We start from the raw sequence: 20,865 nt of genomic DNA, 5'->3' as shown, positions 1-20,865 counted from the left end.
TAGGTGAATAGAATGAGGAGAACTGGGCTAAAAACAAGCGCGTGAACACTTTCTGGAAGAAATAAACGACCCTTTTCATGGCAATTAAGTTTTAATCCTTATGTAAATTAAGGGATTACATATGAATAAACGATTACCAGCATATTAAGTTTTTGTTTACTACTAATCACACAGTCTTGCCTTATGTTGCTTTACATAGTATTATCACATCAGGGCACCGAAATTCCTCTTTTATTAAAACCAAAGGTAGCAGATCGACGTATATATAGAAAACAACTGCGTATGCAAATAGGTTTTCACGCGTCACATGAACAGTTTTCACCCAAACATTTGCTCGAACTGGTAAAGTTGGCAGAGCGTGCCGGTTTTGATGCCGTGCTTTCATCAGATCATTTCCATCCCTGGAGCAATGCCCAGGGAGAGAGCGGCTTTGCGTGGAGCTGGCTAGGAGCCGCTATGCAAGCAACGCAGCTGCCCTTTGCCATCGTCAATGCGCCAGGCCAACGCTATCATCCAGCGATTATTGCACAAGCCGTGGCAACACTGGATAACTTGTTTCCGGAGCGGTTTTACATCGCTGTGGGCAGCGGGCAGGCTTTGAACGAAGCCATTATAGGAGCGCAGTGGCCCGTAAAAGAAGCCCGCAATGCGAGGCTTAAGGAGGCGGTGGATATCATGCGGGAGCTTTGGCGAGGAGATTATGTAACACGGAATGGGCTGATTCGGATTGAACGCGCTAAATTGTTTACACGGCCACAAGCAACTCCGGTGGTTTATGGCGCCGCCCTTACAGAAAGGACCGCGCAATGGTTAGCCGACTGGGCAGACGGAATGATTACCATATCACAGCCAATGGAACAGCTTGAAAAAATGGTCGCTGCGTTTCGGAAAGGAAGTGTCGCTAAACCGATGGCATTAAAAGTTCAGGTATCCTACGCCACTTCCGAAGAAAACGCTCTTTATGGCGCTTGGGAACAGTGGAAAAATAATATATTCCCCAGCGAGCTCCTTGCCGAGATCAGCACACCTGATCAATTTGATGCTTTAGGCACTGTTGTGCGTAAGGAAGACTTAAAACAGCATGTTATTATTTCAAATGATCCCATGGTTTACGTCCAGAAAATCAATGCCTTTTCCGAGATGGGTTTTGAAAAAATATATATACACAACGTAAACAGTGAGCAAGAGCTTTTCATTGACTTTTTTGGAGAACAGGTTCTACCTCATTTAAAAAAATAGTATAGATGAATAAACACTGGTATAAAAAAGCTGTCATCTATTCCTTGGATGTTGAAGACTTCATGGATGCGGATGGAGATGGTGTGGGCGATTTTCAAGGATTAATTGAGCGGATCCCTTACTTGTCCGCTTTAGGCATCGATTGTATCTGGTTACTTCCTTTCTATGGCTCACCAAATAAAGACGACGGCTATGATGTAAGCAACTATTTTGAGGTGGATGAGCGGTTGGGAAATTTAGGTGACTTTGCCGAATTTGTCGATGCTGCCACCAAAGCAGGTATTCGGATCTTGGTAGACCTTGTGATTAATCATACCTCAGTTAAGCACCCGTGGTTTATAGAAGCTTCAAAGGACAAAGCATCCAAATACCGCAACTTTTACATTTGGGCTGATGAGAAGCCTGCCGATGATGGCAAACATGCCATCTTTGGGCCAGATCAGGGATATTCAAACTGGGAGTACAGCCGAAAAACAAAACAATGGTACTACCACACATTTTACAACGATCAGCCCGACCTGAATATGACTAACCCAGGTGTTCAAGAAGAAGTTTTCCGAATCATTAACTTTTGGCTAAAGTTAGGGATTGCTGGCTTCCGTGTTGATGCTGCTCCGCATATTATCAGACAGAAGGGCAACCAAAAGTTTGACGGAGACCCTCATGATATTTTCCGGAAGATCAGGCAGTTTGTCAGCGAAAGAAATCCCGAAGCGGTTTTACTAGCTGAAGTAAATGTCAAGCCAAACCAATACAGCCATTTTTTTGGGGATGATGATCAAATGCACATGCTCTTTAATTTTTACGTCAACAATTATACATTTCTTGCGTTTGCGCAGGAAAAGGCCACGCCGCTCCTGAAGGCGCTAAGTCACCTTCCGACATTAAGTTATAATCAACAGATGGCTAATTTTCTTCGGAATCACGATGAACTCAATCTGGGGCAACTAACCGACAAAGAGCGCGAAGAGGTGTTTGAAGTTTTTGCTCCAGATGAAGGCATGCGCATATTTGACAGGGGCATCCGAAGAAGGCTAGCCCCTATGCTGCAGAATGATCGGAAAAAGTTAGAGCTAGCTTATAGCCTGCTACTCACGCTTCCTGGAACCCCGGTGTTCCGCTACGGGCAAGAACTCGGAATGGGGGAAGCCCTTTCTAAAGAAGGTAGGGGTAGTGTGCGCACGGTTATGCAATGGCACGGCGGAAAAAACGGCGGTTTCTCCAAGGCGGACAGCGAAAACCTCATAGAAGATATTATTACGAAAGGTCCATATGGGTATAAGAAGGTGAATGCGAAAGCAGAAAGCTTGGATGCAAACTCATTGCTAAACTGGATGATGAGAGCTATTAGGATAAGGAAACAATTATCCGAAATAGGCGATGCGAATTTTAAGATCATCGAGGCGGACAGTGACAGCGTTATGGCCATCAAATATGAAAGCGCACACGCGTGCGCCCTGATACTTCATAACTTTAGCGGTAACGATGTCCACGTCAAAATCGAGATGGAAGATATCAACGGGTATCTTGAGGTTTTCAGCAACGAAAGTTATGAGGAGTTCAATCCTAAAAAAACGATCCAATTATCCGCGTTTGGTTACAGGTGGATGCAGAAGAGAGAGCTGTTTGATTAAACTCTTTGGGCAAATTATACATTAACGTGGTTTATTCGAAAATAAAATGGTATAATTCCAACATTCCTCCACGCTACAAATCAACTTTTCTATTTTTGGAGGAAAAGAAAGCTACATGCATCGTTATATTGTATTATTCAGTTTATTTTGTGCTTCCCTACCTCTTCAAGCACAATACGGCAAATTATCCGGCACGGTCAAGGATGCTATTTCTCAATCACCCGTTTCGTACGCGAGCGTCGCTATCGTCGATACCAACCATAATGTGTTAGATGGCATTATATCTGATTCTCTAGGCTATTTCCAGTTTTCCGATGTAAAGGACGGCACATACCATTTGCTAATCAAGTCTATCGGATACAATCAACAAAAGATCGATTTTGAAATTAGCCGTAACCAAAATATTAATTTGGGGACGTTGTTACTCGCTCCTGCGACCACGGAAATAGAACAGATTGAGGTCACAGGTAATGCTGCTCCCCACCATCATCGCTCTGATCGCCAAGTATATCGATCTGACCAGTATAAAAACGCTGTCGGAGGAACGGCCTTGGATATCGTAAAAAACCTGCCCGCCGCATCCCTCGATGCCCAGGGTAATATCAGTATTCGTGGGAACGCGGGCATTCTTGTTTTGATCAATGGCAAACCCTCTTTTTTGGATCCGGCGACTATTTTAAGCCAGATAGCGGCTAACGACGTGTCCGAAGTAGAGTACATCAGTAGCCCGACGGCTCAGTTTGACCCGGATGGAAAGGGCGGAATGATTAATATCAAAACCAACCGAAAACCGGATACAGGTTTTTCTTGGATGCTTAATCTGCAAGGTGGCTTACCAAGTATTGACGATTATAACAACAAGGAGAGACAACAGCGTTATGGCGGCGATATTGCCTTCCAGTATAGGCAAAACAAGCTGGAATTAAATGGCTCCGCAAACTACCTCAGGAATGACAATGCCGGCTTCCGAGACGGCGATGTATATACCATCATCGACGACAGACAGACTTTTTTTCCTTCAGCGGGTGAGAGGAGCTTTGATAAATATAATTATGGTCTACGCTTAAACGGCTCGTATGCATTTTCCGAAAAGCAGATGCTCAGCTTAGGTGTTCTAGTTTCCCGTCGATTTCAGGACCGGGTAGCCGATATCCATTATACTAATCGGACTATCCAGCCGTCAACCGGCCAACAAATATCCTCCGTAAATTATTTCAACCCGAACCTGCAAAACAAACAGGGGGAGTTTTATTTGCTTGACTTATCTTATCAATACAAAATAAATCACGCTCATGCTATACAGGTCAATGGTATATATGAGTATGCCAATATATACGGATCGACAAAGAATGGTAACATTGAAAATGGTGCTGACACCGTTCAGTGGACATATAATCCCTATAAAAATCCATTACAGGGCCTGCGGTTGTCTTTGCAGCATCAATGGAAAATAGGAGAAGCAGAATGGGTAACGGGTTATCAGCTACGACACGATAGCCAAAAGGGCGATTTCGCGTATTATGAATCCAACACGGGCACTACGAACCTGGTCTTAAATCCTGAATTTACCGGAAAATTAAATGCTACCAATATGGTTCATGCGCTATATAGCCAATATGATAAAACGTTTAATAAAACGCAACTATCCTTAGGGCTGCGGTATGAATACTATCAACGGGACCTGCTTTTACTAAACACGGGGCAACAATTTCCTTACGCCATCCACCAACTCTACCCTACCTTGAATCTTATGCACGATTTGGGCTCGGGTTGGTCCTGGAAATTGGCTGCTGCAAGAAGGGTACAACGCAACAACAATTTCGAACTCAATCCTATTCCTGAACGAGAGCACTCCGAAACGTTGGAACAAGGAGATCCGGAGCTACTGCCGGAGTTCGTTACAAATGCCGAAACAGGATTGGTCAAGAAAATCAACACAGGGAGTCTTTTTGTCAACGCGTACTATCAACATAGTAAAAATCCAATACAGCGCGTCAATGCGGTCTATGCTGATACCATTCTACATCGGGTTTTTACTAACGCAGACTATGCGAGTCGTTGGGGTATGGAAATGGGCGGTAATGGGGAGCTTACACGATGGCTATCGCTGAACGGTGGTTTGAACATTTATAATTACAAGATAGCTGGACAGGTGCTGGACTATCAAGAAACCCGCGAAAATCAAGATTGGGTATATTCCCTCAACACCGGAATTCAGGCGAACCTGGCAAATAACTGGAGTATGGGACTGCAGGTAAATTACCTATCGGAACGGCCTACCGTTCAGGGAGTAGATTCTAGATTCGTTACTCCTCATTTTAATCTGAGCAAATCCTTTATGCGGGGTGCTATGACGGCCCAAATCCAATGGCAAAATATAGAACTGGGCAAATGGGGCGTCAACGAGCAAAGAATCACTACACAAGCACACGATTTCTATACCACGACAAATTACGTCTACGAGAAAAATATACTGTTGATTAATTTAAAGCTCAATCTGCAGCGTCTGAATGATGTATTCAAGTTGCCTAAAAGTGAATTTGGTGAGAAAGAATTTTAAATTCGCTGATTCCGGAAATTCTTGGGTGTGGTGCCAGCATACCGCTTAAAATACTTGGAAAAATGGGATTTATCAGAAAACCCTAGTGTATAAGCTACTTCCGATACTGTTTTTCCGGTGTAAACGAGCAGTCGTTGCGCTTCTTTGACAATATAGGTCGCTATGACTTCCGAAGCGGTTAGATCCGTGTTCTTCTTGCAGGCCATATTCAGGTTTTGTGGACTTGTATGTAGGATTTCGGCATAATAAGCCACGTGATTAATCACTTTGCCGTCTTCGCTTAACAACGCACAGAACCGAACAAAAAGGCTGTTTTGCATCGTTATACTCGGTTTTATCTTTTGTGCATCTTCTAATGTTTTTGCCAAAATAACTTTGAACAACCCCTCTTGGCAGACCATATTCTTTTCTTCCTGAAGCATTTCTAAAAGGCGCTGAAGATACTGACCGTCTTTCAGGTAAACCGTGTTATACTTCCCGACCTCCTTCACAAGGCGGTTAATTTCAAAATCCAAGGACTGGTCAACGAATGGTTTCTTCACTAAAACCACGTAACCTACTACCGGAAGGGCCAATTCCCAATGATGAACGTTTCCTTGTTGGATAACCAGCACACATGGTGCTTTGACAAGAATTTCTCGACCATCAATATAATGTTTCCCTGAAGTTTCTGTCAAGAACACTAGTTCCAGGTAGCCATTATGTTTGTGGGCCGTGGTGTGATGCTTAGACTGATCAAATCGCCTGACTTTGATCAGTTGCTGAGCGTCCATTTTGTCCTTGATTTCAATTTCTTTCCGCATCATCTCCAATCAAGAGGCTTTTGTGAATACACATATATTTATTTTAACTGATGTGCTTACCCGTTGGAAAACACGCTGTCAAACCTACACAAAGTTCCTCGTACATACAATAATGCGTTCTTATCGGTACTGAAGTTGGGACTACCTCCGTATGTACCGCAGCACGGAAAGGAATGCCGATTAAAATCGATAGGTTAAACCAACGGTACCTCCACCATGAAAGGTATTTCGTCTCTGGTCTGCTCCCCAAATTTTCCAGATCAACCCTTTATTCCCCAATTCAGGATGTATTGCCTCCGAATACGTTAGCGATGGGGCAGCATATACTTGAAGATGTCGGCTCAAGTTTATCGCGGGTATGATCCGCAATGAACTGCGATTGGTATCATTATATTTAAGATCTTCATCAAAATGCGTCCGATGAACCAATTCCGTCGACAGCGTAACCCTTGTTCGCTGTATAAGATGTGCACCGATACCTGCTTCAATTCCGTATTTAAAGTAACCATCGTTTAGGTAAGTTCCTATTCCCAAGACGCTGTACATCACCCGGCCGCCACTTCTGAAGCTCAAACCCATGAACTTGCTCTCATCAAATCCCAGTGACAACTGACGAGAACCATTTTTTATCCAGTTAAACACGCCTATAGGGTAGTCGCTACTATCGGCAATATTAATAACGGCAAGCTGCACACCATGCACCTTCCTAGCGATATTTATACCTCCTGCCAATTGACTTCCGACTTCGCTTTTAGCTAAATTCATCGCGCCGGCCAACTGTATACCCCGCTCCGCGTTACTGGCTAGATTAATTCCACCCGTCAACTGTATCCCGGAAGTAACCGTGTCTATGCTATTCCATATTCCTGCCAATTGAATACCAGACAGTTTATTCAACCCAACATTACTAACTCCTGCGGCCTGAAAGCCTCGAACATCGCCTCCTACGACATTGAATAAACCAGCAAATTGAACGCCCTGCATATCAAATTGGTTTACGTTAAATGCTCCTGCAAGTTCTGTACCCGTCACGCCCGCTGTATACCCCCCAATGATGTTTAGAGAGAACTTATTAACGATCTGCGAATTGAAAAAGCCATGGGTACTCAATCCTGGAGTCATCGAGATCTGAAAAGGGCTGTACACAAAGAAACCTCCTAAGTTAAGATTTTGAACCCGCTGTCTAGAGCTGGTAAAAAACCTCCCAAAAGCGGTGTTCGAAATCATTTTGCTCGAATCCGAAGCATGGTAATATCCCGTTTTCCTTTCCTTACCCTTGCGTGAAACTTCTACCGGGAGCAATAGAACTAGCGCTGTATCTCGATAATTTTCTTTACTCATCGCTATCGTAAAAGTAGGTTCTAGACTCTTAACGTCTAATTCGAAGTACCCGCTCTTGTCAGTCAATGTAGAAAATTGATATGCCGTACCATCATACACCGTGACAAACTTAACAGGCATATTTGTACGGATGTCTTTGACATAACCGGAAATCTTCGTTCGATTATTTTTGATGGTGTCCATATCGACCGTGCTTACATCCATCCGTTGCGGGGCATACGTAATGATGATGTGCGAATTGGTTTCTTTAAAACTATATTTTTCTCCGAGCAGTTTTTCCAAATAACCGACTAACAGACCTTGATAACGATCTACATTAACTTCTTCATCTAAATTAAGCAACTGGCTGTTGTACGAAAAAAAAACCGATTGCTCTTGCTTCAATACGTCAAAAATCGCTCTCAGCGTAGCCCCTTCGAATTTTGGCAATTGTATATTATCTGAAAGCCTATTTTGAGCATCCGCGGATAAACTGCTGAAGCACATAACCAGTGTGCTCACGGCAAAAAGTTTCGATTTCCGGACGATGTATATAACAATTTTCAAACGTTTAATAAAGTCGTAATATTTAGACATGGAATGCTTATTTAATATAATAGATGTCATCTTTTTTGCGCATTTTTAAGTCGAATGTTTTCAGAATAACATCCACGATTTCTGTTAGATTCTGCTGTTCGAAAGTTGCTGTATATGTCAGCTCTTTTGTTTTCGGATCTTCAATTAAAAACTTTTTTCCATAGGCTTTACCTAAGACTTCAAAAACGCGCCGCAAGGGCGTATTCTCAAATGTAAATTCCTGATGGACATAATACCGATAAAGTTGATCCGGAACCGTGTCAACACGAAGCTTCTGATTGGAGGTATCTGAAACAACAAGCATCTGATTGGGCTTTAAAATAAGTTCCTGTCCACCATAGGTAACTTTTACTGCACCACTCGCTACAATAACCTCGGTATCGGTTCCGTCTCGTCGAACATGAAAACTGGTTCCCAAAACTGTGATTTCACTTTTACCACTTTCAATAACGAAGGGATGGTTCTGGTCTTTTTTCACATCAAAAAAAACAGCTCCTTTGAACAGCTGAACCTTTCGATCTTTTCCAAGCCACTGTTTTTGATAAACCATTTCTGCATGGGTATTAAGATGAACGGTGCTCCCGTCTGGCAATCCGGCATGCTGTACCTGCATATCCGTTTTTAACTCCTTTTTTACGCTGAGCGCGGATTGGAGTCCCCAAAAAGCTAATGTACCAAACAGCATTAGCGATGCAGCAACGCTTAACCACCTCGGGCTAATTCGCTTTTGTGTGGTATCTATTTTTTTTGCCGTGTTACTTTGCGTATCGCGCATCCGAACGAAATCCGACCAGGCTTTGTCTACATCTATTTCAGGAATCTGTTTAAGATTTTCTCCGATATCCCATATTTTCTTCATTTCTTCCAGTTCCTTTTTATTGTCGTTATGCTCAGCAACCCATGCTTCCACTAAAAGACGTTCTTGATTGTCGGCTTCACCAACAATATATTTTATTATCAATTCCTTCATAACCCTGTCATCATGATTAAAGTCAATACATTTAAATAATCCGCAAGATGAAGTCTCAGATGCTTCAATGCTTTGGTCATATGTCCTTCTACTGTTTTCAGCGACAACCTCAGTTCTTCAGCTATTTCCTGATACTTCAATTCCTGAAATCTGCTCATCTCAAATACGATTCTACTCTTTTCAGGCAACTGCGCAAGAGCCACGTGCAACTGTTTCCGCAATTCGGTATCACTTTGCTGGGCATACACCGAACCGGCGCCGGTATTCTGCTGATACAATTCGTACTTTACCTTACGCTGTTCCCTCTTGATGAGATTCATACTTTCGTTATATACTGCCCGATACAAATAAGATCGAACAGACGTGTGGATATCCTGTTGCCAATCTTTTTCCCACAGCTTTAGAAAAACTTGCTGAACGGTTTCTTCGGCCGTATCCGCATTGCCCAATATTTTGAATGCGTACCGGTACAGCTCCTTAAAATACGTCCTAAAGACTTCTTCAAATTTTTTCTCTTTATCCAATAGCATATTTTATGATGCTTTTATTTCTTAGTCTGTACATTGTCTGATGACCCTAACTATATATGTAGACAATCAACTTGAGCTTAACCCTTATACGAGCCTTACTTTTTCTTTTTCATCGAAAGGGTTAAATGATCCCCTGCCAGCAAAAATACCCAATGCGCTAATTTTTTTCAGTTCAGGTAAAGGGTATATCTCGTATCAATTGTCATAAACATAAAAGAATACTATAACATTTAATCTTAAACGTAATCAAAATGAAAAAACACGCGAGATACGGATTTATAATTTCCGTCTTATGTCTTGGTTTACTACAAACCGTTAATGCGCAGGATATTGAATATGGTGTGAAAGCCGGAATTCTATTCAATATGCCAAGCTATGATAATAATGCGGTGGGCAATTCCGATTCGAAATTTGGTGTACAGGCAGGCGTCTTTGCCCGGACATCTGAACGACTTTTTCTCCAAGGCGATTTAACATTTTCCACTTTTAAATCGGCGTATACCTTCCAGCAGCAAAATTATAATCCTACATTCTACCAGTTGAATTTACCTATTCAATTAGGTTACAAGATAGTGGAAAATGACCAAATGAACCTAAGAGCGTCTGTAGGACCTCAAGTAAACTATAATTTGAAAGAAAATCGCTCCACAAGTAACGATCATTTCAATAGATTTACTTATGATGGTGTTGTTAACCTCGGCACTGATATAAACCGTTTTGCTATAGATCTCCGATATAACCATTCCGTCAATAAAACCAGTAAAGACCTTGAAAGCCGAGACCGAATAATAGGCTTATCTGTAGGGTATAAATTTTAAATCGAAAAGGCCGCTCCTAGATGGGCGGCCTATATAAAATGCTTTGCATTCACGAATTCCTAAAGGATAAAATTATCATGAGTAATTCGCTTTTATTTGCAATAGATAGGAATTCGATGTAACGAATGAAATACCGAATTTTGGGGGTTTATAGAGAAGTTTAAAATATGCATTTTTGTATGGTATGAACTATCTTTATAACGAAATAACACGGAAAACATGGATCCTCGGCACGATGCTTATTTTCATCGTGCTGACATCCTGCGATAAAAAATCTCACAACCGAAAGCCATTCGTGTGGGACGACGAAGTCAAGCAACTGATAGGTGTAGAAAACCTGAATACATGGCTTCGGAAGGCACCTTTTGGAAACGAACTGAAGCAAGCCGAAGCGGATAAATTAATTTTCACCAATGCAAAGCAGGTATTCCCTTTTATGAACCGTTATTATGATGCGGTAGAAGAGCTTCGCCAATACGGAGATCCCGCCTCAGATACGGTCATTTTCAGTGCAAGGGAGGTGTTGTTTCAGGATTCCGTCTGGGGAGACCTGTTTGTTGGCGCGACGTTACTTTATGATGACCGGGAGGTATTTTTGAGCGACAGTTACCTCAAGACCGGTAGTCCGTTTTTTGGCGGGGTAGAGGCCGTTACCGATATACATCGCGCATCGCTATATGAAACCGGGGTTTTTGCTAAACACCCGAAATACAAGACCGGTATCTACCGGGTGTGGACCAGTTATCGCGATTATCTGTTGGGCTTTTATCAGCAGGGGCAATTGGTTTTTGAGGCCGTGGTACCTCTGCTGGGAAGCGATACACTCGCCACGCTGAACAAAATGAAAGAAATTAGTAAAAATCTCGGACTCCATGTTCCTGAATGGGAAAATGCTACGGTAGCACAACTACGGCAAGTCGACGAACCGGAAAGTTTTTGGCAAGATCCGTTTTTCGGCATTTATCCAAACAAATTCACGCATGATGTATATCTCAAAATAAAGGATACCCCGTTTGTGCAAGATGAAAAGCCACGCAAAGGGGATTATTATTTTGCCTATCGTTCTAACGGTGGCGACGTTTCCCTTTATACTTCGCTGCAAAAAACGGAAATGACCAAAGATGATTTCAACGAGGCGAACAAGGAAATGAATAGCTACCGCTACAGTTATGACGATATTTTCTACGAAGAACGGCCAAAAAATGGTTACGTGGACGGTACGGCAAAAACCTATTTTAAGGATAATCAATTCCTAGAAATCTATTATTCCTATCCGGAAGCAGATGGGGAAGCGAAAAAACAGGTGCACAGTGTTTTGCGGTACGTCAACACGCGTATTTATTAACGGTGAAATTGAATCCCAACAGCGAACGGCTTGACAAAGACTCGTTTATCTTCGAAACGGATGAAAGCGGTACATGGAAACGGTGGTTTATTCGTCAAGCTTGATATGCGACACCAAGTACGCCTTTCCGAATTTTTCGGGGTCGTGGGTGACGGTAGCCGTTATGGATGTCCATTTTATATTGTTATAGATGCCCTCTGCATAACCTTGTCGTATTTCCTTATTGTGTTGCCATATTTCTTCTAATTTTTCTCCTACTTGTTCATCAGTATAGGTGAGTTGGATCTGGACTCCCATGTTAAGAATGTACATATACTTGCCTTCGTCTTTCTGGAGCCATATCACGTCCGGCCCAGGCACAATCGACCGGACAAGGGATAGTTCAAAAGTTTCGTTGCCCTCATATTTCTCTTTACTGATAGTTTCCATAAACTGAAGAGCGTGTCCGGGACCACCGTCCATCATCTGGGGACCTTTGTAAGCAACCATCTTCGCTTTCACTCTATAAGTATAGCCCGCCTCCCTATCGTCGAATCCAGAAAGTGCTAATTGCGGAGATTCATTTTGTGGCAATAACAATGGAATATCACCGATAGCCCCGTAGCGGTGACTGACCAAGAGTTCTACCTCTTGCCCTTCTTTCAAATTAAAGGGGCCATATCCCTCTTCCTTTGAACATGCAGAAAAAATAAACACAGTAAATAACAGATAAATGTGCTTCATGGTTTATAAAATTATGTGAATTAATTTACCTATATAACGGCGTCGCTGTACATTATGCTACAATGACCTAACCTTATGCTGTTAACAAACTACTCCTTCGAACAAACCGTGTCGGAGCGGGATACACTGATGCCACATAACGAAAAGCCGCCCTTAAATATATTAAAGGCGGCTTTGAATCTTCTTGACTCTCTTTGGAGCCTATCCGTAGCCCGTAGGGGAATCGAACCCCTGTTTCAAGAATGAAAATCTTGCGTCCTAACCCCTAGACGAACGGGCCATTTGCTTTCGGTGATGCAAATATAAGAGCAATATCTATATTGCCAAAACTTTTTCACGCCCTATTTTATAATACATTGAATCTGAAAAAGTTATTTTTACAACGGGGCATGTCTTAAAAGGCGTAAAGCGTCTTCAGGATGTTTACGCCCTTTAATTTCGTTTTGGTGAGACTTATATCAAGTCGAACCCGATATCTTTCCGAAAATATTTACGTTCAAAAAATATTCTTCCGGCATCAGCGGTTGCTTGTTGAAGTGCATCAAACAAGGTATCTTGGAGTGTCGTTACGGCAATAACGCGTCCTCCAGCTGTAACAACCTTTCCATCTATCTCCTTAGTTCCTGCATGGAAAACAATAGAATCTTCTACATTTTCGATATTCGTAATCTCCTTGCCCGATTCATATTCTCCTGGGTAACCTCCTGAAACCAACACTACTGTTACAGCTGTTTTGTGGCTAACTGTATAACTCCGAGAATCTAAATCGCCTTTCGCCACTCCATCCAATAGATCGATCAAATCCGACTCAATCCTCGGTAATACAGATTCTGTTTCCGGATCGCCCATACGGACATTATACTCGATAACATAAGGTTCTCCATCGACATTCATCAAACCAATAAAAATAAAACCTTTGTACGGAATTTCATCTTTCTTTAGCCCTTCTATTGTTGGCTTGATAATGCGGTCCTCTACTTTGGAAAGGAAAGTCTCGTCAGCGAATGGAACGGGAGATATCGACCCCATCCCTCCCGTATTTAAACCAGTATCACCTTCTCCAATACGTTTATAGTCCTTTGCCGAAGGCAATACTTTGTATGAATCCCCATCCGTAAGTACGAAAACGGAAAGTTCTATACCCTTTAAAAACTCCTCAATAACCACTACGGAACTAGCATCTCCAAATTTCGCATCCGCGATCATCGCACTTAGCTCCGTCTTAGCGTCTTCCAACGTTTCACAAATCAAAACCCCCTTTCCAGCAGCTAAGCCGTCTGCCTTCAAAACGATAGGCAGTTTCTGCGTCTCTAAGTAAGCCAGCCCTTCTTCCAGATTAGACTTGTCAAACGATTTATAAGCAGCTGTGGGAATTTCATGGCGAAACATAAACTCCTTTGAAAAATCTTTAGACCCTTCGAGCTGCGCTCCTTTTTGTTGAGGACCGATAACAGGTATGTGCTTCACATCTTCTCGGTTCAAAAAATAATCGTGAATACCTTTGACTAGTGGCTCTTCAGGCCCTACTAGAATCATATCGACCGCATTTTCAACGGCAAAAGATGCTATCCCGTCAAAATCCGTGACTTTCAAGTTTACATTTTGTCCATACTGGCTCGTTCCTGCATTTCCTGGAGCGATAAAAAGCTGATTCAATTTTGGACTTTTCGATAATTTGTACGCAAAGGCAGATTCCCTGCCGCCGGAACCGATAATTAAGATATTCATATCAACAAAGATACCGATGTTGATTAATAATCATCAAAAAATAATAATGTATACTGATTTTTTTGTATTTTGAGTTCAAATTTCGCCTGTTATGAATACGAAAAGACTCCTGTTGTTATGCTTTTTCACATTAGCTACAGCTACTATGAAAGCACAAGATTTACAAGGTCTTCTTGCCAGAGTAAACGCATACCACGACTCCCATCCTATTGAAAAGTTGTATCTCCATATGGACAAACATACCTATACAGCGGGAGAGACTATCTGGTTTAAAGCCTATGCTACTGTAGGTGTAGATAACCTTTTGTCTAACATTAGCAACATTGCCTACGTGGAGCTCATCAGTCCGAAGGAAGAAGTTGTATCACGCATCCGGATCCCTGTATTGACGGGTATCGGCATAGGCGACATTACATTGACGGACACGCTGGTTGAAGGAACATATCGTATCCGGGCATACACCAACTGGATGCGCAATGATAGCACTATTTATTTTTTTAACGAGAATATACAGGTTAGCAACGGCAGGTTAGACAACGTTCTTTCGCGTTCTTATCTAGACAGTCGCAACTTTATCATCCAATTACAGGATATTCAGGGCGTTCCTTTGGCAGAAGAAATCATACGATACGAGATTATCTCCCGAGAAGGCAAAAACCTAAGAAGGGGTCGTGTTAAAACCAATGATCGGGGGCATCTGGAGATTCCTTTTAAAGATGATTACGCGGGAGCGAAACTTTCCATTAATTTTACGAATACCGCAAAAACACAAATCGAAAAAATCTTCAAATTGCCGAAAGCAACAGCTTTAGAAAATAGCATACAATTTTTTCCGGAAGGAGGAAGCCTGTTGGCTAACCGTATCAATAAAATCGCGGTCAAAACATTAAAGCCAGACGGTCTCGGCACGGAGAGCCAGACGATTATACTGACAGCGACGGGGGACACCGCAGCAACCATCGAAACCAATATTTTGGGCATGGGTTCGGCTCCACTATTTATTCAAAACACAGAACCCATGGTCGCGCATACCACATTCGACGATGGAACGACTATCAAATCGAAACTTCCTACACCCCTCGCGTCCGGTTATAGTATCCAGATGAACAATGGAAATAGCGATAAACTGTTTGCACAGGTAAATGTAAGTACCGATAAGCAAGACGGTAGCGAGCTCTATTTCGTGGTTCAATACATGGGAAATGTTTATTACGCATCAAAACAACCTGTTTCCAAGCCAGAACTGGTTTTTTCTGTACCTAAAACTGATTTGCCCAACGGCATATTAACCATCAGCATCTTAAATAGCAACCTGGAGCCACTGATAGAAAGACCCGTTTTTGTTTACAGTGAAAAGAAAACTCTACCATTAATAGCGAATACGACCACACCAACAAGCACCAGAAGAAAAAAGATAACCGTGTCACTTGAAACGGGAATCCCATCGGACAGCGTACGAACTGCTGTTTTATCCGCTTCAGTAGTCAACGCCTCCAAATTGAAAGATAACGCTAGAATAGCGGCCAACATGCTCTCATCGCTTTTATTAAGCGCAGACATAAAAGGCTACATCGAAAACCCCGGCTATTATTTTGATGGTGAAATAAAAACCAATGAAATAGACAATTTACTTCTAACCCAAGGTTGGAGAAAAATAGACATTGCAGGCCCTTTAGAGGTCAGCGAACCTGCTTTTGCTCCTGAGAAGAGTATATCTATCAAAGGTCAAGCCCGAAAACTCGGTCGAAAGGCACCCGTCCCAAAGGCCAATATGGTGTTGGTGCCAACACATAGTTTTATGGAATTTATTGATACGGTGACGAACGAAGAGGGCTATTTCGAGTTCAACAATTTATTTTTCCCCGACAGCATAAAATTCCTGATAACAGCGAAAGACGAAAAAGGCCGGAATAACATCGACATTATTGTTCCTGAAGACACTTGGCCTGTAATCGGCCCTAACAAAAATGCACCCGGCGAACAGAATGATGTGAATACGACCTTTGTCGACGAGCTTCTCCACAGTAAGAAATATTTCTCGGGGTTAGAGGCGCAAGGGCTTATGGAAAATTCCATCGCGATTGAAGAAGTTATCGTAACTGCCCAGCGCCCACGACATAAGGCTTCCGAACGCTCCGCAAACCTCAACGGTCCTGGCAATGCGGATCAAGTAATCTCCGCAGAGGACCTGGAAACGTGTACGACTTTAGAAATGTGTCTAAACGGGCGTTTGATGGGGGTCATGTTCAGAAATGGTATTCCGTACACCACCCGTGGAGGTGGTGAAATGCAAGTTATCTTGGATGGGATGTATGTAGAAAGCGATATGTTATCCATGATTAACCCCATGGATGTGCAAAGTGTGGAGGTACTGCGGAACGTTAACTATACGGCCATTTATGGTTCTTACGGTGGAAATGGCCTAATCATCATTACCTCAAAAACGGGCGCTGACGCCATGCGAAGCAACTATATTCCTAAAGGTATCGTTACGGTGCAACCCAAAGGCTTCCATATTCAGAAGACGTTCTACAAACCTGTCTATGAACCTGATTCAGAAACAACACTGCATCAGGATCTACGAACTACCATCCATTGGGAACCGAATATCATAACGGATGACAGTGGTAAAGCGACTTTTGACTTTTATACTGCCGATGAAGCCGGTGAATACGTTATAACGATAGAAGGGCTGGATTTTTATGGAAGATTGGGGAGGAAAACGTTAATCGTCAATGTCAAATAAAAATAGTGCTACATCATGCTTTTTTCTATATCGTTAACTTTCGTAATCATATAGCGACTAATTGCTGCGCGTTGTACTGCATCCACTGCATCCACAAGATTTCGCGCTATAGATCCTTCACTGGGCTTAATCAGCACGATAATATCCTTCCCATTGGTTGCCTGTTTCACGTCAACAGCTGTCTTTGTCAGCAGTTCTCCTAAACCCAGCTTTCCATACGCTACTTTTTGAGGACTAGTCTTCGGTGAGTCGGCGTTACCTCGATAGTACGTTAGTTCATTATTTTCCCCTAAGATAAGGTTCAGCACTCGATCTTCACTCATCAAAATCGGCTCCGTTATAGGGCCTTTGTCGGGCATGGCAATATCCAATTGATTGGGTGTATTCAGCGAGGTGGTGAGCATAAAAAAGGTAATTAGGAGAAACGCTAGATCAACCATTGCAGTCAAATCTACTTTAGGCACGGCTGTGTTTCGAATGCTCCTACGTTCTTTCTTTCCTCCTACTTTCTGGTTGTTCGTTAATTCTGCCATAATCTATTATTTTTAAGAAGTGCAACTTGGTTATTTATAATATTGATGTTTTTTTGCGTATTTTTCCATAAAATAGCACAAAAAGAATATTATGGGCGAATTCATCAAAGCACAGATAAGCGAACATATTACTTATATCGGACTTGACCGGGGAAAGTCCAACGCCATGCATTTAGAAATGATGCAGGAACTAACAAGTGAATTGGAACGCGCGAAAGAAGACCCCGCAGTGGAGGCTATTATTCTTCACGGCAAAGAGGGTTTCTTCTCTGCTGGGCTCGACCTCATCGCATTATACCAGTACGATGAAGAACAAATAAAAACCTTATGGGAAACGTTTATCGATCTGATATACACCTTGGCGTCGTTTCCTAAGCCAGCCATTGCTTCTGTTACAGGACATGCGCCCGCGGGAGGATGCGTTTTGGCCATCTGTTGTGATTACCGTATTATGGCCGACGGCGAATTTATTATCGGATTAAATGAAGTTCCCATCGGCTTGATTGTACCGCCAAGTATCTTTGATCTCTACAGCCTATGGCTAGGGCAAGCCCAAGCTTATCGATACCTTTTAGATGGAAAACTTTTCTCTCCGGCCGAGGGACTACAAAGTGGCCTTATCGACGAGGTTGTTCCAGCAGACCGCATCCATACCTCGGCTACTCGAAAAGCAAAATCATGGACGCAATTTGAGCGCCAAGCCTGGGGAACAACGAAATTGAATATGCGCAAACATCTACTGCAACATATCAACGAAAATAAAACAGAAGTGGTGCAGCAAATGTTAACACAATGGTGGAAACCATCTACGAGGCGTATATTAAAAACTATTATCGACAATCTCACTAAATAAGAACAGATTAAAGAACAAAGACATATGAACATGAAGAGCATTCCTATTTTAATATGCTGCTATATCTTTTTTTTGTTAGCGTCGTGTACCTCCTCCAACAAAAAAAGCGAAGAAACAAAGGATTCCCTTGATATACCGACCGCTTCCTTTCCGGATGATACACAAGGAATAAGCGAAGTCATTACGCGTTTTGCAAGGGCATATCTTAGTCAGGATAATGAAAAAGCCAATGCCCTTATACACCCGGATTTGGGTCTATATGTCATTTATCGGCCCGGTGCCCAAGACACTTATGAGCGCGTGGACAGCATCGATTTTGCCAAACCGGTGCCTGAACATTTTCCCTACACGACGTTCGAGAACGGTTATGCGCTAAACTTTGAGGAGCTTCCTTCTTTTGACTGCGGCATGGAAAAATGGAATAAATTAGGTTTTTTCTGTGACACGACTGTACAAGCAAACGAACTCACAGCTATAGCCACCTTTAATTATGAGTTTAATGGCATCAACGACACCGATCTTGCGGAGGTCAAACAATTAGAAAAAGGTACTTTCCGTGTTATGCTAACAAAAGACGAAAATCTAATTTTTCACGTTAAAAAACATCAAGGCAATTGGTATGTGTTTGTGCTTGATCGTGCTTACGGTTGGTGCGATGCTTAAATAGAAAGATAATTTGTTTTTATCATATAATGAACGCATTTTTAAGCTAATTTTAGCAAAGATGAATAACAAAATAGACAAAGAAATAAAAGATCGTATTCAACAATGGCTTGGCGCGGAATACGACAACGATACAGTTGCAAAGGTACAGAACCTAGTAGACAGCAACGAAGAAACAGAGCTTATAGATGCTTTTTACAAGGAGTTAGCGTTCGGAACGGGGGGGTTACGTGGTGTTATGGGTGTTGGCTCCAACCGAATCAATAAATATACTATCGGTAAAGCAACACAGGGCTTGGCAAATTACCTAAAAAGCCAGTTCCCTGACCAAGAGGTCAAAGTGGCAGTAGGTTATGACTGTCGGAACAATTCGCAACAATTAGGTCATCTGGTAGCCGACGTTTTCTCGGCGAATGGCCTTCACGTATACCTATTTAAAGAGCTCCGCCCTACCCCGATGCTTTCTTTTGCTGTTCGCCATTTCGGATGCCAAGGGGGTGTTATGTTAACCGCTTCCCACAACCCAAAAGAGTACAACGGATACAAGGCATACTGGAACGACGGAGGACAACTAGTCGCACCACATGATAAAAACGTAATCGATGAGGTTAATGCCATACGATCCGTAACAGCTATTAAGTTTGAACGTGATCATACGAAGATAACCCTCGTGGATGAGGATTTTGATACACGCTATATCGAGGAGACTAAAAAGTTAAGCATACACCCCGAAGCTGTATCCGCTCAAAAAGACTTGAAGATTATTTTCTCCCCTATTCACGGAACAGGTATTATCGTTCCTAAGATGCTTTCTGCGTGGGGCTTTACCAATGTACAGGTTGTAGAAGAACAAATGACGCCAGACGGAAACTTCCCAACGGTAGTATATCCAAACCCCGAGGAGGAAGAGGCTATGACAATGGCGAAACAAAAAGGACAGAAGCTAGACGCGGACGTCGTCATGGCGACTGACCCTGACGCAGATCGTGTGGGTTTAGCGGTAAAGAACCGCAAAGGCGAAATACAGCTATTAAACGGAAATCAGATCGGTAGTTTGCTTATCTATTACGTACTATCGTCTAAAAAAGCAAAGGGCGAATTGCGTGATAGCGATTTTATCGTGAAAACCATCGTAACATCCAACCTCATGACCGACATTGGCAGCAGCTTCGGTGTAAAGCATTACGACACATTGACCGGTTTTAAATTCATTGGTGAAGTGATGACGAAATTGGAGGAGAAAGAAAATTATCTTGTTGGTGGAGAAGAAAGCTATGGCTTTCTAGTTGGCGATCTAGTTCGGGACAAGGATGCTGTAAATGCCTGTGCCTTTATCGCCGAGATGGCTGCTTACTTCAAAACACAAGGGAAAACAGTATTCGAAGTATTATTGGAACTTTACGAAAATTATGGTTTCTACCAAGAAAAACTTATCTCGCTTACCAAAAAAGGAAAAGCAGGTGCCGAAGAAATCAAGCAGATGATGGCAGATCTACGTGCCAATCCTCCACAATCATTAGGCGGTATCAAGGTTAAAGAAATCCGTGACTATTCCACCAGTGTCGCGCACGTATTGGCAGATGGAACGAAAACATCCATAGATTTGCCGAAATCAGATGTACTTCAATTTATCACCGATGATGGCGATGTGATCTCTGCCAGACCATCAGGCACCGAACCTAAAATTAAATTTTACTGCTCTGTCAAAGAGGATCTCGCATCTAGAGATGCTTACGAGCAAGTACTCGCAAAATTGGAAGATAAGGTAAAACGCATTATGGCCGATATCGTGAAAGATTAATT

At 42.4% G+C, this 20,865-nt stretch carries 16 protein-coding genes and 1 tRNA gene; 9 read left to right on the top strand and 8 right to left on the bottom strand.

Annotated elements, in window-relative coordinates; translation table 11 throughout:
- The first annotated feature begins 282 nt into the window (after positions 1-282).
- From C5745_RS02450 to C5745_RS02440, 3 genes are all read left to right on the top strand, one after another.
- Positions 283-1,239 (top strand): TIGR03885 family FMN-dependent LLM class oxidoreductase, encoded by a 957-nt coding sequence (locus C5745_RS02450; protein ID WP_105715613.1) that lies wholly within the window; start codon positions 283-285, stop codon positions 1,237-1,239.
- Between the two features lie 5 nt (positions 1,240-1,244).
- A complete protein-coding gene (locus C5745_RS02445) occupies positions 1,245-2,873 on the top strand; it encodes an alpha-amylase family protein (RefSeq protein ID WP_105715387.1) in 1,629 nt (542 codons plus the stop codon).
- Between the two features lie 115 nt (positions 2,874-2,988).
- Positions 2,989-5,433, top strand: coding sequence for a TonB-dependent receptor (locus tag C5745_RS02440; protein WP_105715386.1), 2,445 nt, complete (start codon positions 2,989-2,991; stop codon positions 5,431-5,433).
- Here the strand turns inward: C5745_RS02440 and C5745_RS02435 are convergent.
- The 4 genes from C5745_RS02435 to C5745_RS02420 all read right to left on the bottom strand — a co-directional run bounded on the left by C5745_RS02435 (position 5,430) and on the right by C5745_RS02420 (position 9,653).
- On the bottom strand, positions 5,430-6,239 hold the full coding sequence (locus C5745_RS02435) for a helix-turn-helix domain-containing protein (protein WP_105715385.1): 810 nt from the start codon (positions 6,237-6,239) through the stop codon (positions 5,430-5,432). The two genes, C5745_RS02440 and C5745_RS02435, sit on opposite strands and share 4 nt — an antisense overlap.
- A gap of 177 nt (positions 6,240-6,416) precedes the next feature.
- Complete coding sequence (locus tag C5745_RS02430) at positions 6,417-8,153, bottom strand: peptidase associated/transthyretin-like domain-containing protein (protein ID WP_133166275.1); 1,737 nt, start codon at positions 8,151-8,153, stop codon at positions 6,417-6,419.
- A gap of 7 nt (positions 8,154-8,160) precedes the next feature.
- Complete coding sequence (locus C5745_RS02425; protein WP_105715383.1) at positions 8,161-9,123, bottom strand: FecR domain-containing protein; 963 nt, start codon at positions 9,121-9,123, stop codon at positions 8,161-8,163.
- Positions 9,120-9,653: an RNA polymerase sigma-70 factor gene (locus C5745_RS02420; RefSeq protein WP_105715382.1), complete on the bottom strand. Its 534-nt coding sequence runs from the start codon at positions 9,651-9,653 to the stop codon at positions 9,120-9,122. Before C5745_RS02420 ends, C5745_RS02425 begins: the two co-directional genes overlap by 4 nt.
- A 251-nt stretch (positions 9,654-9,904) precedes the next feature.
- Between C5745_RS02420 and C5745_RS02415 the strand changes: the two genes are divergently transcribed.
- Both C5745_RS02415 and C5745_RS02410 read left to right on the top strand, forming a co-directional pair.
- On the top strand, positions 9,905-10,471 hold the full coding sequence (locus C5745_RS02415) for a porin family protein (protein WP_105715381.1): 567 nt from the start codon (positions 9,905-9,907) through the stop codon (positions 10,469-10,471).
- Between the two features lie 184 nt (positions 10,472-10,655).
- Positions 10,656-11,816, top strand: coding sequence for a hypothetical protein (locus C5745_RS02410; RefSeq protein WP_105715380.1), 1,161 nt, complete (start codon positions 10,656-10,658; stop codon positions 11,814-11,816).
- Positions 11,817-11,903: 87 nt separating this feature from the next.
- Here the strand turns inward: C5745_RS02410 and C5745_RS02405 are convergent, their stop codons facing one another.
- The 3 genes from C5745_RS02405 to purD all read right to left on the bottom strand — a co-directional run bounded on the left by C5745_RS02405 (position 11,904) and on the right by purD (position 14,267).
- Positions 11,904-12,539: a hypothetical protein gene (locus C5745_RS02405; protein ID WP_105715379.1), complete on the bottom strand. Its 636-nt coding sequence runs from the start codon at positions 12,537-12,539 to the stop codon at positions 11,904-11,906.
- Between the two features lie 208 nt (positions 12,540-12,747).
- Positions 12,748-12,819, bottom strand: a tRNA-Glu gene (locus tag C5745_RS02400).
- Positions 12,820-12,992: 173 nt separating this feature from the next.
- Positions 12,993-14,267, bottom strand: a complete 1,275-nt coding sequence (purD, locus tag C5745_RS02395; RefSeq protein WP_105715378.1) for a phosphoribosylamine--glycine ligase — start codon at positions 14,265-14,267, stop codon at positions 12,993-12,995.
- A 91-nt stretch (positions 14,268-14,358) separates the two neighbouring features.
- Here purD and C5745_RS02390 point away from each other — a divergent pair, with 91 nt between their 5' ends.
- Entirely contained in the window at positions 14,359-17,013 is a 2,655-nt protein-coding gene (locus tag C5745_RS02390; RefSeq protein WP_105715377.1) for a TonB-dependent receptor plug domain-containing protein, read from the top strand.
- An 8-nt stretch (positions 17,014-17,021) separates the two neighbouring features.
- Here the strand turns inward: C5745_RS02390 and C5745_RS02385 are convergent, their stop codons facing one another.
- Positions 17,022-17,546 (bottom strand): ExbD/TolR family protein, encoded by a 525-nt coding sequence (locus C5745_RS02385; protein ID WP_105715376.1) that lies wholly within the window; start codon positions 17,544-17,546, stop codon positions 17,022-17,024.
- 91 nt (positions 17,547-17,637) lie between these two features.
- Here C5745_RS02385 and C5745_RS02380 point away from each other — a divergent pair, with 91 nt between their 5' ends.
- The 3 genes from C5745_RS02380 (at position 17,638) to C5745_RS02370 (ending at position 20,863) form a co-directional block, all read left to right on the top strand.
- A complete protein-coding gene (locus C5745_RS02380) occupies positions 17,638-18,399 on the top strand; it encodes an enoyl-CoA hydratase/isomerase family protein (protein WP_105715375.1) in 762 nt (253 codons plus the stop codon).
- 24 nt (positions 18,400-18,423) lie between these two features.
- On the top strand, positions 18,424-19,062 hold the full coding sequence (locus C5745_RS02375; RefSeq protein WP_133166274.1) for a hypothetical protein: 639 nt from the start codon (positions 18,424-18,426) through the stop codon (positions 19,060-19,062).
- Between the two features lie 61 nt (positions 19,063-19,123).
- Positions 19,124-20,863: a phospho-sugar mutase gene (locus C5745_RS02370; protein ID WP_105715373.1), complete on the top strand. Its 1,740-nt coding sequence runs from the start codon at positions 19,124-19,126 to the stop codon at positions 20,861-20,863.
- Positions 20,864-20,865: the final 2 nt, after the last annotated feature.

The sequence above is a fragment of the Sphingobacterium haloxyli genome (genome assembly GCF_002980525.1).
GTDB classification, from domain to species: domain Bacteria; phylum Bacteroidota; class Bacteroidia; order Sphingobacteriales; family Sphingobacteriaceae; genus Sphingobacterium; species Sphingobacterium haloxyli.
The sequence above is the reverse complement of the archived record's forward strand: the minus strand, read 5'-3'. Positions and strand labels throughout refer to the sequence as shown.

Coding starts and splice junctions, on each gene's coding strand:
- C5745_RS02385 (WP_105715376.1), bottom strand. CDS start 17,546: ATGGCAGAATTAACGAACAACCAGAAAGTAGGAGGAAAGAAAGAACGT.
- C5745_RS02370 (WP_105715373.1), top strand. CDS start 19,124: ATGAATAACAAAATAGACAAAGAAATAAAAGATCGTATTCAACAATGG.
- C5745_RS02450 (WP_105715613.1), top strand. CDS start 283: ATGCAAATAGGTTTTCACGCGTCACATGAACAGTTTTCACCCAAACAT.
- C5745_RS02380 (WP_105715375.1), top strand. CDS start 17,638: ATGGGCGAATTCATCAAAGCACAGATAAGCGAACATATTACTTATATC.
- C5745_RS02425 (WP_105715383.1), bottom strand. CDS start 9,123: ATGAAGGAATTGATAATAAAATATATTGTTGGTGAAGCCGACAATCAA.
- C5745_RS02415 (WP_105715381.1), top strand. CDS start 9,905: ATGAAAAAACACGCGAGATACGGATTTATAATTTCCGTCTTATGTCTT.
- C5745_RS02435 (WP_105715385.1), bottom strand. CDS start 6,239: ATGATGCGGAAAGAAATTGAAATCAAGGACAAAATGGACGCTCAGCAA.
- C5745_RS02420 (WP_105715382.1), bottom strand. CDS start 9,653: ATGCTATTGGATAAAGAGAAAAAATTTGAAGAAGTCTTTAGGACGTAT.
- C5745_RS02410 (WP_105715380.1), top strand. CDS start 10,656: ATGAACTATCTTTATAACGAAATAACACGGAAAACATGGATCCTCGGC.
- C5745_RS02430 (WP_133166275.1), bottom strand. CDS start 8,153: ATGTCTAAATATTACGACTTTATTAAACGTTTGAAAATTGTTATATAC.
- C5745_RS02375 (WP_133166274.1), top strand. CDS start 18,424: ATGAACATGAAGAGCATTCCTATTTTAATATGCTGCTATATCTTTTTT.
- purD (WP_105715378.1), bottom strand. CDS start 14,267: ATGAATATCTTAATTATCGGTTCCGGCGGCAGGGAATCTGCCTTTGCG.
- C5745_RS02405 (WP_105715379.1), bottom strand. CDS start 12,539: ATGAAGCACATTTATCTGTTATTTACTGTGTTTATTTTTTCTGCATGT.
- C5745_RS02445 (WP_105715387.1), top strand. CDS start 1,245: ATGAATAAACACTGGTATAAAAAAGCTGTCATCTATTCCTTGGATGTT.
- C5745_RS02390 (WP_105715377.1), top strand. CDS start 14,359: ATGAATACGAAAAGACTCCTGTTGTTATGCTTTTTCACATTAGCTACA.
- C5745_RS02440 (WP_105715386.1), top strand. CDS start 2,989: ATGCATCGTTATATTGTATTATTCAGTTTATTTTGTGCTTCCCTACCT.